Raw genomic sequence first — 15,127 nt, 5'->3', positions numbered from 1 at the left:
GGTGTCGCTAAGGGCGGCGATGCCGAGGTCGCATCTGCGACTGCATGTGCGGGTTTGGGCGCCTGCGCGTGCGGAAACATATTGGGGACCGTTATGGGGTCGCGTGCGTAAATCGGAGGTATCGATTATGAGCACGAAAGATTTGCAGGGGGAGCTGTGCGCGCAAGCGCATGCAGCTCCGCCGCGTAGTGTGCGGTGGGCGGCGGTTGCAGCCGGGGCTCTTGCCGCGATTGCATTGGCGTTGCCGGTTTCAGCCTATGCCGACAACGCGGAAGACAAAGGCGAAACTTCTCCCTCAACCACCACGGTAGCGGTGGCTGAGGTTTCTGCGTCTTCCGGCACGTCTTCCGCCGCGAGCGATACCTCCGCCGCGAGCGCGACTTCCTCCAAGAATTCCTCCAGCGATTCTGCCGCCGGCGCCCAAGCCGCGGCATCTTCCTCCTCGACTTCCAGCGCGACCGCGGGCGATACCTCCGCTGCGGGCGCGTCTGAAAGCACGGCCCGGGAAAGCGCATCCGCTGCCGACGCCTCCGCCTTTACGGTGACGTTCGACGCCGGCGCGGGCGCGCTCTCCGGAAGCGCCACGCAGCAGGTTGCTGCGGGCGCAACGATCACGGCTCCCGTAGCCACGCTCGAAGGCCAGACCTTCGAAGGCTGGGCTATGGAAAAGGGCGCCACGAAGGCGTCCGTAAAGCCGGGCGACACCATTACGGTTAATGCCGACGTAACGTACTATGCGGTGTATTCCGCGAAGTCGGCTGGCGAAGGCGCTGCATCTGCCACGCCTTTGCAAGGAGATAAATCTGCAGGTGACACGTACGCTAGCAGCGAAGATGCTGCTCTTGATGCGCTTGAGGCGGCGCAGACTGCCGCGAGCGCGGCCAATGCGGCGCAGGCCACGAGCCTGAAGCCGATGACCGACACCATTTACAAGAGTGGTACGTTTGGCGACAACAACGCGCTTACCTGGACGCTGCAAACTGATGGCGTGTTTGGCACGCTTTCCATTGATGGCGTTGACACGGTGAGCACTACGTATTCGGCGCTGCCGTGGTACGCGTATCGCAATGCCAATGCCGCTGAGGATTGGGTTGGCATTGCGAAGGTATACGTTACGGGCGCTATCAAGCCTTTGGGCAATGCGTGTGCCTTCTGGTTTGCCAATTACGAGGAACTTTCGTACTTCGATGGCGTGGGTTTCGACATGTCGGCGGCCACGAGCTTGGAGGGCTTCTTCAAGAACTCCACGCGCTTGGATACCGTTGAGGGCATTCAGTATTGGAATGTCTCCCAGGTTACCACCATGAAGGAGATGTTCCGTTACACCACGTTGCTGAAGGTTGATAACTTCAAGAACTGGGATGCCTCGAACGTCATCGATGCCAGCTACATGTTTGCGGAAACAACTGCGCTCACGTACTGGAATAGCTCATTGGACGAGTTTGCCGGCGGTATGAAGCTGGGCAGCACGTCTACGGGTGGTGCCAATCTGTCGTACATGTTCTACAAGAGCAACCTGATCACCTTCGCCTCGGCGAAGTGCTCGTGGGTTGCCAACAACATGACGCATATGTTCGACATGGATATGGCGCTTTCCAATGTGGGTATGAGCGGCATCGACACGTCGTTGGTGCAGGATATGAGCTACATGTTCTACTTCTGCTCGGCTCTGGTGCTCATGAATGGTTCGGGCTACATTGACGGCGGCACGTATCCGGGTTGGAATACGAGCAACGTCACCAATGTTTCGCACATGTTCGAACATTGCGAGATGCTTACCGCCAGCGCGCTTACTACGGCGTTTTCGCAGTGGGATACCACGAAGATCACCAATGCGAGTTACATGTTCGCCGACTGCTATGCGCTCGAATCGGTATCCATGCCCGACTTGAAGCTGTACAACTGCAATAAGAACTACATGTACGCTAACTGCACCGAGTTGAAGAACTATGCGTGCGATGGCGGCGTGTTCCAGGGCGGCACGGCTGCGTACATGTTCACCAACTGCCCACGCCTGCTGGTGTGGAACGGCGACGGCATGACCATTACCGATGCCAACCTGTCGAATATGTTCAACGGCACCAATGCCACCTTCATCTGGCTAGGCGATGGCCTTACGTTCAAGAACAACAATACCGACAGCATGTTTGCCAACTGCGGCGGCTCGGTAACGGCTAATTTCAATGGCATTACCGCCGCGGGTTCGCTCTACCGCATGTTCTACAATGCCAATGGCCTTACCACCTTCATCGCGAATGGCGCCATGAACACGAGCGGGGTGACCTCGCTGCAGGGCATGTTCCGCAGCAGCGGCCTGGTTTCCGCCGATTTCAGCGCGTTCGACGCTACGGGCGTAACCACTACGTATGCCATGTTCTACGATTGCGATGCGCTTTCCAGCGTGTGCATGGACAACTTCGACGGTAGCAGCGTTTCCGACGCGCGCTACATGTTCGCGGAAAGCGCGCCCGCCACGCCGTTTGCGCTCACGGGCGTGAACTTTACGTTGGGTGCTCCCGACTGCACGGTGAACATGTCGCGCATGTTCGAGAACAGCACGCTTGTTTCCCTGAACACATCTACCTTCAAGTGGTATCCGAACAATATGAACGGTATGTTCAATGGCGCTACGGGAATCACCACGTTCGAGGGTTCCGGTATTTCCACGGCGGCGCTTACCAACATGGATAACATGTTTAAGGATGCCACGAACCTCACCACGGTTTCGGGCATTTCCGCGTGGGACGTGAGTAACGTGACGAGCGCGTACTCTATGTTCGAGGGCTGCACGAGCCTTACGAGCATGGGTGCGCTCACCAGTTGGGATCTGCGCAAGCTCACCAATGCCCAGCGCATGTTCGCTGGCTGCACGAGTTTGGCTACCATCGTGGTCACTGGCATGCGCTTCTACAACTGCAATATGAATTACATGTTCACGGGTTGCACCGCGCTTGCCAATTTTGATGGTACCGACCTAAAGGTAACAGGCGGCAGCATGCAGTACGCATTCCAGAACTGCCCGTCCATGAACTTGTTCACGGCATACGGTATGGTGCTTTCCGGCGTGGACCTGCGCAATATGTTCACGGGTATTAACGCCAACTGGACGTTCAACGCAACGGGCATGACCATTTCCAACTGCACCACGGGCGAAACGTACGAGCACATCAATTACAACCGCTACGGTATGTTCAACAACGACGGCGGCAGCCTGATCTTCCAGGGTTCGGGTGTTACGCTTTCCGGTAGCCTGATCCGCATGTTCGGCAACTCTACGGGCCTGCGCAAGTTTATCCTTACCTCTAGCGACACCGCGGGCGTTACCAACATGTTCGAGATGTTCCGCAACGCGTACAACATGACGGATTTCGACGGCAGCGGCATGCAAGCCGTTTCCGTTACGAACATGACGCGTATGTTCCGCGATTGCTCGCGTTTGGTGAACGTGAACATGAGTAACTGGAACGCCAGCAAGGTAACCGACGTGTCCCAGATGTTCGTGTCGAATTCCAGCCTGAGCAACTTCGTGGCTCCCGGCTTGAAAATCGGCACTCAGGCGGCTCCTGCTTCCATGGCCTCCATGTTCCGCGGCTGTACGAGTCTGGGCGGCTTTAATTCCTACGGCATGGAGCTGTGGGCTTCCACCACGTATTGCATGTTCAAGGACTGCACGGCTCTCGCATCGTTTAATGGCCTGGGCTTTCAGATGGGCAAGAACGGCACCTTTGCCATTAACGATGCGCGTGAATACGACGTGCCCGACGGCGGTTGGTACTGGAACTACCCACATTACTATCAGGTGCGCGACGCCAAGATGATGTTCATGAACTGCACGGCGCTTGCCACGGTAACGGGCATTAAGACGTGGGACATGAGTAAGGTGCAGAGTCTGGAGCGCATGTTCTACAACTGCCAGAGCCTTACCTACACCACGGGCCTGGCATTCGATAACTGGGATCTGAAATCTTGCCACACGCTCGACGAGATGTTTGCCCTCACGTATGCGCTCACCGAATTCCATGGCTATGGCCTGAAGCTGTACGGCGACGCCACGCTGGCGTGGTTCTTCCGCAGCAGTGGCCTGCAGAAGTTCTACGGCGATGGCATGGTCATCGATGGCAGTGCATCGCGTTCCACCACGCGTCCCAGCGGCAACTATGGTGTAGATGGCATGTTCGGCGTGCTGACTAACTTCCAGGAATTCATTGGCAATGGCATGACCATCAAGAACCGCTCCCTGGCGCATATGTTCTGGCGCACCACGAGTGTGAATTGGCTCTTCAATGGCAAGGGCCTCACCATGATTGGCAATAACGTGGCCGAGATGTTCTGCGGTACGAACGATGGCACTACGGGTAGCTTCACTTTCGATGGCACGGGCATGCATTTCGAGGGCCCGGCCGCTTACATGTTCTATTCGTATAGCCAGGCGACCGGTTCGGGTACGTGGTACGAGAACAACACCGTGAATATCTCACATGGGTCCACGGCGTGGAGCAACTCGCTGTATCACTGCCTGTACTACACGTTCTGGAATCGCTCGAGCTACGATCACGTACATTGGAGCGGCCACTGCGGCATTACTACCTTCAAGGTGGACGCCGATGCGCTTACCGACTGGAATGGCGTAAGTGATACGCGCTACATGTTCGCGAACGATTATTTCCTCACCTCGTTTACGAGCAACGCATGGGATGTGTCGGGCGTGCAGGACACCATGGATTATATGTTCTTCAACTGCCCGAACCTGCCTTCCTTCGACGGTAGCACCTGGAATACTAGCAGCGTTACCAGCATGACGCGCATGTTCGAGGCATGCACGGGCCTTACGAGCCTTACCAACCTGGCATGGAACGTGAACTACGTGATTAGCACGTACCGCATGTTCTATGGCTGCACGGGCCTCACCTCGTTCCCCAGCTTTAGCACATGGGACATGAAGGCCAATGCCGATGCGCGCTACATGTTCAGCCACTGCACGGGCATTACCACGTTCGATATGGCGGGAACGCATTTCTACGATGCCGCCATGGATTACATGTTCAGCGACTGCACGTCCATGATTATGTTTAGGGGCTATGGCATGCAGATCGACGGTGCCACGAGCATGAAGTACATGTTTAATGGTTGTACGGCGGCGGCTGGCTGGCAGTTCGACGGCAATGGAATCACCATCAACGACAGCAACATGGACTACATGATTGCCGCTACGGCATCGGGTAAAACGACCTTCTACAACTTCAGCTGCAATGGCTTCACGGTAACGGGTTCCCGCATGCAGTACATGTTCAAGAACACCACCAACTACATTGGCTTCTTTGCCTCGGGTGCCGGCTTTACACTTACCACGAGCGACTTGTCCTACATGTTCAGCGGCGCGCTGGGACTGCAAACATTCAATAGCGCGGGCGTGAACAGCGCGGGCTGTACCAACATGGAGGGCATGTTCTACAACTGCCCCGAATTCAGGACGTTCAATGGCGGCAACCTCATCGTGAACCGGGTACTCAGCATGAGTCGCATGTTCGACCTGTGCCCGAAGCTGGTTTCGGTGCAGGGCATTGTCGATTGGAGCGCCGATAGCTGCCGCGACATGAGCTTCATGTTCCGCAACTGCTCGCTGCTCACGTACATTGATGCGTTCACCGATCCCACGCTTTCCGCGAACATGACGCTCGAATACATCACCACCATGGAGGGCATGTTCTACGGCTGCTCGAGCATCACGAACTTCTATGGCAAGGGCCTTACCATCACCACGGGCGTGGTCGATGGTTCTGGCAGCCTGAACAATGTGGCCGATATGTTCAGCGGCTGCAGCAGCCTGGTGAGCTTCGAGGGCGAGGGCATGGTCATTTCCGGCAAGGCGAACCTGGCCAATATGTTCCGCGGATGCGATGGCCCCTTCACCTTCAACGCGGGCGATTTGCGCCTGACTGGTTCGGTGGGTACGAGCCTTCCCGTTGGCACGCCCACGACGGGCATGGCCACCGACGTGCCGCAGATCTCCGCGGCATACATGTTTAATGGTTGCCCTGGCCTTACGATTTTCAATGCTGACAACATCGTTACCACGGGCGTGTACGACATGAGCTACATGTTCAACAATTGCTCGGGTCTTACCGAATTCCATGGTGAAGCGTTCGATACCGAGAACGTGCTTACCTTCGAGGGCATGTTCTATAACTGCCCCGTTATGACGTTGGCGGATGGCCTGGCTCGCTGGAATGTGGAGAAGGTCACCACTACGTACCGCATGTTCAAGAACGACTACAAGCTGAAGACCATCGATGCGTTTACGGTTCTGCCTTCGCTTCGTGCGGGCGCTGGCTACCAGACGACCATTTGGAACCTGAATTCCATTACCGTCATGGACGAGATGTTCATGAATTGCTACGAGCTCGAGCGCTTCGAGGGCGATGGTATTACCATCGACAGCCCCAGCGGCACGACGGTGGCGAACATGTTCGCGAATTGCCACAAGCTTGCCCGTTTCGATGGCGTGGGTATGATCGTGCGCCTGAACGGCCCTACCGATTTCAGCTACTGGTTCCAGGATTGCGACGGTCTGGTTTTCTATAGCACGGCGAGCATCACCAGCCCCGGCGTGGTGAACATGCGCTACATGTTCAATCGCTGTGTTCGCCTAACGCATTTCTATGGCACTAATTTGAATACTTCGTTGGTCACCAGCATGGAAGGCATGTTCAATGGTTGTACTTCCCTTGTGAACGTGTACGACATGAAGCAGTGGGACCTTTCCAGCCTGGAGACCACCGAGTACATGTTCCAGAATTGCTCGAGCTTGGTGAACTTCGACCTTACCGACTGGGGCATTGGCAGTGGCTTCGATGCTGCTGGCAATCCCTACACGTATACGGGTGGTACGAGCAACATCGAGAACATGCATGCCATGTTCAATGGCTGCACGCTGCTGGAATACGTGACGGGCATTGGCACCTGGCAGCTGGATAAGCTGTACACCACCGAATCGATGTTCAATGGCTGCTCCAGCTTGCTCACGCAGGACTTCAGCAATTGGACCCTGCCCGTCATCAATAATATGGACTACATGTTCCAGGGCACTACGGCTATGACGACCTTCCGTGGCAAGGGCATGCACATTACGGGTACCGCGCGCAATGGGCGCCGCGCCAGCGTGAAGTACATGTTCAACAACAGTGGCATGACCGATTTCTATGGCAAGGAAATGATCATCGATGGCGACATCGACCTGATCTACATGTTCACCGATACGCCAAGCCTGCAGAATTTCTGGGGCGAAGACATGCTCATTGACGGCGGCCTGTACACCGACCCCGATACGGGCGCCACCACGCCGGGCAATAGCGTGCTGCTGTACGACATGTTCTTCAACAACACCGCGCCGTTCTACTTCCATGGTGGCGGCATGGAAGTGCGCAATAACACGCTGGAATTCATGTTCCAGGGCTGTAAGGGCGCCTATAGCTTCGACGCCGAGGGCACCATGATTTTGAACGGCGTTACGAGCTTCTATGGCATGTTCAATGGCATCTACAGCATCGAGGGTGGTGGCACCGGCCATAATGTGGGTGGCTACTATTACACCGGTCGCGAAGATGGTGTTACGCGTTCGTGGCATATGGGCGGCTACTATGGCACCCAAATCCTGGACAGCATTGGCGCCACGCAAGGTTTGGTCTACTTCAATGGCCTGGGTATGGATACCTCGCAGGTTACCAACATGACCTTCATGTTCAACCATGCGCGCGATCTGCTGCGTGTGGAGGGCATTAGCCTGTGGGATATGAAAGCCGTGCAGTACCTGTATGGCATGTTCAACGACGCGCGTACTTTGACGTATATCGACGCCTTCACCGCTACCACTCCCACCACTACGTGGGATTTGGAATCCGTGAAGGACATGCGCTCGATGTTCCAGGATACCTGGGCGCTTCCCGAGTGGAAGGGCTGGGGCGTTACCATCACGGGTAACTACTACGACACCACCACGCGCGCCATGACGCGTTACATGTTCAACCATAGCGGCATTCAGACGTTCTATGGTGATGGCTTCACCATTCAGGGCTACATTACGTTGGCCGATATGTTCAACGACGCCTATAACCTGGTGGACGTGTACGGCAACGGCATGCTTATCGACGGCGGCACGAAGACCGTGGTCACCAGTATGGGGCTTTCGCCCATGGCTACGGTAACCGTTCCCGCTGAGAACGTGGTTACCGCCAATTGGTTCCGCAAGAATACGGCGGCCTTCACGTTCCATGGCGCGGGCTTCACGGTGAAGAACACGCCACTCGACTACATGTTCCGTGACGTGATGGGTGCTTGGACGTTCGATGCGGAAAACACCATGGACATCACCGAGGGCGTCGACAGCATGATCGGCATGTTCATGGGGTCCGATGCGGAAATCGAGTTTGCCAGCGGCAAGTATTACTGCACGCAGGGCATCGTTTCCTTCAATGGTCGTGGTTTGGTGGACTACGACACCGCTATCAAATACATGAACAATCTGTTCTACCGCGCGCATAAGCTCACTACGGTCGATCAAATCTACAACTGGAATGTGACCGAGCTGCTGAATGCGGAAAACATGTTCCGCGATACCACGGTGCTTTCCTACATCGACGCCTTCACCGACCCCGCGGTAGTTACGGTGCTCAACTTCGACAAGATCCAGAATATGAATTACATGTTCAGCGGCGCTCGTGCGCTGCCGCGCTTCCTGGGGCAGGGCGTTACCATCAACGGTCAGAATGGCGATACCTCGGCCGTGGCTACGGTGGCCTACATGTTCAACGCCACCGATGCCATGCGTACGTTTGTGGGTAAGGACATGATCATCAAGGGCTCTACGCGCTTGGAGAACATGTTCAACGATGCCACGGGCCTGGATTACTTCGTGGGCAAGGATATGCTCATCGATGGTACGGGCGTAACCGTGTCGAACATGTTCCAGAATTGCTCGGGCCTCTATAACGGCGGCGGCGACATCGCCTATGCGGGCACTGGTTGGGTGTTCGAGGGCGAGGACATGGTGATCGACAATGGCTGCACGTTGATTGAGATGTTCCAGAACGCCTATGACATGGATGGCTTGAACTACAGTCAGGGCTTGCAGACGTTCCATGGCATCAACTTCGACATTGCCGACGTGACGAGCATGGACGGTATGTTCCAGAACGCACGCGGCCTGAAGGCAATGGACGGCGTGAACATGGACACGGGCAACGTGACGTCCATGCATGAGATGTTCCAGAACTGCTACACGCTTACCACGATTACTAACATCTACAATTGGGACGTTTCCAAACTCACCGACGTGTCGTTCATGTTCCAGAATTGCCTGGTGCTGCCCAGCGTGGACCTGCACGGTTGGCAGACGGATAAGGTCGTTGACCTTTCCTACATGTTCCAGAATTGCCCCGAGCTGGTGTACGTGGATGGTCTTACGGCTGGTGCGGCCAACCCGGGTAGCGTAACGGGTTCAAGCTGGGAATTCGACAGCGCAACCACGCTGGCGTACATGTTCGCCGACTGCCCGAAGCTGCACTTGCCCGACTTCACGAATTGGTACCTGCCGGTGGCCACGAATCTGAATTACATGTTCGCGCGCTGCCATGGGCTTGAGGAATTCAATGGTGCCGGCTTCGAGATCGTGGCGCCTGCGGCTACGGTTATCGGTATGTTCTGCGGTATCAACCTGACCAAGGGCGGTTTCGTTTTCAACGGCGACGGTATGAAGATTCATAATTCTACGCACCTGGCCGATATGTTCTGGGACCCCGCCACCAATGGCCAGCATTGCACGGGCCTTACGGTGTTCAATGCCAGGGGCTTCTACATCAATGCGCGTGCCAGCCTGAAAGACTGGTTCCGCAACTGTGGCGGTCAGTTTATCTTCAACTGGGATGGCTTCCTGGCATCGCATACCATCGACTTGGGTTACATGTTCGAGGGCTGCTACGGCATGGAGACCTTCAACGCGAAGGGCTTCACGGTAAGCGAAACGAGCGCAACGGGCTGGGATACCGTGCAGAACATGTTTGGCGGTTGCGCGGGCAGCTTCGTGTATCGCGCCGAGGGCATGCGCATTTGCTCCGATGCCGATATGTCCGAGATGTTCACCAACTGCTACTCCAACCTGGACTTTGACGCCACGGGTATCATCATTGATTCCGGCGCCAGGTTGGCGGGCATGTTCAACAATTGTGGCAACTACACGAGCAATGGCTCCACTACGCAGAAGGGCTCGCTCACGTTCTGGGGCAATACCATGAACGTGCCGTATAGCAGCATCGAGGGCATGTTCGGCACGGCCGCGGACAAGCTCACGTATGGCCTGGTGAAGTTCGTGGGTGCGGGCATGACGGTTACCAATGCCACCGATTTCGCGCAGCTGTTCAAGTACACGCCCCATCTGAATCAGTTCTATGGCGTCTACGCCAACGGTACGTACGGCACCAATACCAAGGGTGGTACCGCGACCACGCCGCCTACCACCGACCTAGATTACGTGAATCAGACCATTACGGTTTCCTCGCCGGCCATGACCGTGACCGGCTGCACCGATGTAAGCGGCATGTTCCAGAACCATAGCTCCCTTGCCACCTTCGTGTGCTGGCCCGTGCTGGGTTCCGGCTCCAGCCAGGTGACGAACATGGCGAGCATGTTCGAGAACGCTTCCGCCCTTTCCTACCTGGACTTCACGTGGTGGAACACCACTGGTTGCACGACCATGTCGGACATGCTGCATCGCGCATGGAACCTGACCACCATCATCTTGGGCGATGGCTTCAAGTTCGTAGGCGATAGCGGCTACGCTACGCAGCGCGTTATTCAGACGGCCGAGTGGAACGACGGCAACACTGACAAGGGTACGTATGGCACGTATCTGGACGGCTGGCTGCCGGGCAAGAGCTACTGGTACACGGGCATTACGGGCGCCACGCAGCTGGCCATCGTGTTCGACCAGAACAGCAGCTTGGAAAACGACACGGTCTACATTTACGACAAGAATTGGGTGCTGCAGGCGGCCCTGAGTGGTACGTCGATGCGTGCCTACACCTCTACTGCTCCGCTTATCGTTTCGGGTGACACCATTTACGTGCGCCTATGCACGGATGATTCGCGTTACGGCTCTGGCTTCAAGCTGACCGTGTTCGACAATAGCACGAGCGCCTACATGACGCCTGACTGGGCGAAGCTGCGCGGTTTTGGCTATGGCAGCTGGGTGCATTACGTGCTCGATCCCACCACCAATACCTGGGTGGAAGACAATCATGTGCCGTACACCGGCGAGCAGCTGGCGTACTACTACAACCCCGCGAACAGCGCCATGGTGGGCAAGTACGTGTGGACGGATCGCGTGGGCTTCCGCTTCGTTTCCAACGACGAGGCCTGGTGGGCCATCGACGACAACCGTACGTATACCTTCCAGTACGCCGAGAACCAGTTCTGGAACGACAACCATTCCGCTACCATCCACGGTGGCAACTTCACCGTGGGCGCCACGCCGTGGGCTACGAACAAGGTGGTTACCGAATACGGTACCGACGTTCCCTGGAATGGCTCGTACAACGTGAGCACCGCCAACCATTACGCCTCCGACGGCTCGGGTTGGGATGGCCGCTTCCGGGCTGGCTACTGGCCGAAGGGCCGCCCGAACGATTCTGCCACCAGCGCCAATAACTCGCTGCGTAGCAAAGTCATCACCGTTACGGCGTATAACGGCTTGAAGGCGCTGCGCATGGAGGATTGGTTCTCGGAGTGCCGCCAGGAGAACGTCCAGTACTACGGTCGTTATGACTTCAATACCATTTGGCATACGCGCGGCTTGCTGTGGGTGGATGCCACAGGTTTCGATACGTCCGACACGCAGAGCATGCGTCGTGCATTTGCCGGCGACGTTCATCTTACGAGCATTACCGGCACGGGCGAGAACAACACGCCGGCTACGGTGATTTCCAGCAGCACGGCTACCAACAGCACTGCCTATACGCTTGATACCACCATGGGTACGACGAGCACCGACTGGGAAAGCGATAGCAAGGTGGGTTGGAACACCGCCAACCTGGAAGACACCACGCAGATGTTCTTCTACGACGAGAAGCTGAACAACCTGGATATGAGCACGTGGGATACGCGTTCCGTGCTGAAGATGGGCCAGATGTTCGGTGGCGATACCAGCCTGAAGACCATGTGGATTGGCGAGCACACCGTGTTCGACAAGGGCACCGTGGACGACTGGTCCAACAGCGACATGAACATCATTTCCCGCTATTGGGAATCTGGGTCGATGATCAACAAGAACGGCAATGCGGGCGGCTATGACTTGTACATGAATTCCGACAGGAACAAGTACAACCAGTACCCGGGTACTCTCATGGCAAAGACGTATTACGCGCCTACGTGGACCACGAGCATGCGTGGCATTTCCTGGTGGCATTTCCGCAAGCAGAATGCGCAGCGCGTTACCCTGAAGTTCGATATCCAGAGCCTCTTGCATGGCAGCGACGCCATTGTGGTGTGGGACAAGACGCGTCAGACCATTCTGGACGTCATTTGGGGTGGCGATATCACGGGCGCTACGCGCGCCTATGCAACCGATGAAATCTACCTGAGCCTGTATACCACGTGGGATCATGGTACTCCGCATGGCTTCATGGGCTACGTTACGTTCGATAATGCCGAATACGACTGGGCCTGGATTCCCAATCACGACACGTACCTGCATGATACGGGCCAGTGGGTTAACCAGAACACCGGCCGCGCGTATTCCGCGGGCGACTTTGCACGCTATGCGGGCAAGAGCGCCATCGATTCCGGCCAGTGGGTGTGGACGCCGGGCATCACGAGCGGTTCGTTCCCCAGCAATAGCTACGCGTGGTGGCAGCTGGATGCCGAGGGCTTGCTGACGATTTGGCTGAACGACGGAGCTTCCACGTTCCAGGTAACCGAGCACAACACGGGCGATAGTGATGCCGACAAGCTTACTTGGACGGTGCCTTGGCGTACCCTGAGCAACAACATTGCCGGTCATGTGACTGCCATCAAGGTGCAGACCGACTCGGCGGGTAACAAGATCCAGCCGCTGAACCTGGACGGCTGGTTCGATGATATGGGCTCCTTGGTTATTGCCGACGTGGCGAATATCGACACGAGCAAGGCAACGAGTGCTGCGAACATGTTCCGCAACGACAAGAGCATGGTTACGCTGCTGGGCACGGGCTATGACCCCGATTACGACGACGAGGCGGTGGACAAGTACCTGGATCCCGATTACGTGTCGTCTTCGAGTGTCGTGGGCTGCGCGGGCTGGGATACCAGCAGAATAACCAACATGGACAGCATGTTCGATGGCTGTCGTAGCCTGACGCGCTTGAATATGAGTACGTGGGATATGCTTACCAGCACGCCTTCCACGAACAACATGCTGCGCTACACCGATAGCCTGGAGCTTATGGACCTTGGTCCCGATGTGCGCTTTAATCCGCAGAACAACGCGGTAACCCCCAATTCCATCCACACTCAGTTCTGGGGTAGGAAGAATGGCGGCTATGCGCGTGCCCTGGATGGTACGGTTGCCGACAAGAGCTACTGGGAAATCAATGCTCCCGCGGGGTCTTCGGCTATCGTCCTCGACTTTAACAAGCAGATCGAACAGATGACGAGCGGCACGTTTACGGGCGGAAGCACGCTTGGTACGGGCGATTACCTGGTGGTAGCGGGCAACAACGGCGAGACGTATACCTTCTATAGCGATCGCTATATCTACGACGATGGCATTAGCGGTCCCGTGACCACGTATCGCAACCAGCCGCTTTCCGGCCTGGATGACAACTCCATTCTGTCGCTGGAGTTTGCAGGTGCCACGCAGGTCACGCTGCGTCTGTACAGCAACGAAGACGCGAGCATCGGCAATGGCTTCCAGGTGTTCGTGAGCTACAAGGTGGGTATGAGCCCCGTGGCAAGCGCTGCCTTGGCTGAAGCCGGCCTGTATATGTGGCGCCGCAAGAGCGACCAGGCGTACGTGCGTGGCGTGGATAGCCTCATGCGTACGTACGATGGCTCCGCGGCCGTTTCCGTGGGCGCCAATATGTCGGGCCAGTGGGAGCGCGTGGGCGTGTGGGTCGTGCACTTCGAGACGTTGGCAGGCACCCCGGGCGTGACGGGCACCATGGACGACGTGTACCTGCCGGCGGGCGAATCGCTCATTCTTCCCGGCGATGGCACGTATGGCTCCCTCACATCGCCGCTTACCGACTATGATACACGCACGGGTGCTTCGAATTACTTCTACCGCAACGGCTACGTGCTGCGTTGGTGGGTGACCGACCCCACGTACATCCCCGATGCTCAAGACCCGAACAAGCAGCCCACGGGCGAATACACGGTGGGGCAGAGCTACCCGAAGGTGCTGAAGAGCCAGCCCGGCATGGAAACGCTCTACGGCATCTGGATTGAGGCAAAGCAGAGCGTCGTGGAGTTCTTCCCCGGCGATTCCACGCTTGATCCCGTTGACCCCATCGTTGCGTCGCCTATTGGAACTACGGCCGTAATGAATGGTGGTGATGTGGCAAGCTACTACATTACCTATCCCGATTACATGTCGGGTGCCGACGTTACCGTTCCTGCCATTCCCTGGACGCGTTTGGGCTACACCTTCGTGGGTTGGCAGCTGGAGGACGCCGACGGTAACCTGGTGGGCGTCATCTCGCCCGACGGCGGCCTGTTCCGCATGGCAGACCAGGCGGGCCGTCAGCTCATAGACCTAACCTCGTATGGCTTCCCGAGCGTAACCGGACGCTACTACAAGCTCGTGGCCACGTGGAAGCAGAAGACGGGTTATACGGTTACGTACGATGTGAAGGGCGGAACGCCTGCGAAGGCCAGCCGCACCAACGTTGCCTGGAACGACACCAACCTGTTTGGCTGGGATGGTATTTGGCCCACCAAGCACGGCTATCGTAACGACTATAAGGTCATGTTCACCGACAATTCGGGCATGGACCATGTGGTTACCACTACTACGCGCCTGGGCGACCTTGCGCGCTTCAATGGCAGCGATAATGTTGCCGATACCATCGTTCTGTGGATCAACTGGATTGAACGCGATGCG

Annotated in this window: 1 protein-coding gene (cut by a window edge); it reads left to right on the top strand. The window is 56.7% G+C overall.

What is annotated here, in order from left to right:
- The first annotated feature begins 313 nt into the window (after positions 1-313).
- Positions 314-15,127 carry the 5' end (the start) of a BspA family leucine-rich repeat surface protein gene (locus tag AC04P6_RS02740; protein WP_475565058.1) on the top strand. It continues 17,790 nt past the right edge of the window, so 14,814 of the gene's 32,604 nt are visible here — the first part of the coding sequence; it begins with the start codon at positions 314-316; the stop codon falls past the right edge of the window.

This window comes from Denitrobacterium sp., assembly GCF_056180635.1.
Note: the sequence above shows the minus strand (reverse complement) of the source record. Positions and strands in the feature narration are given on the sequence as shown.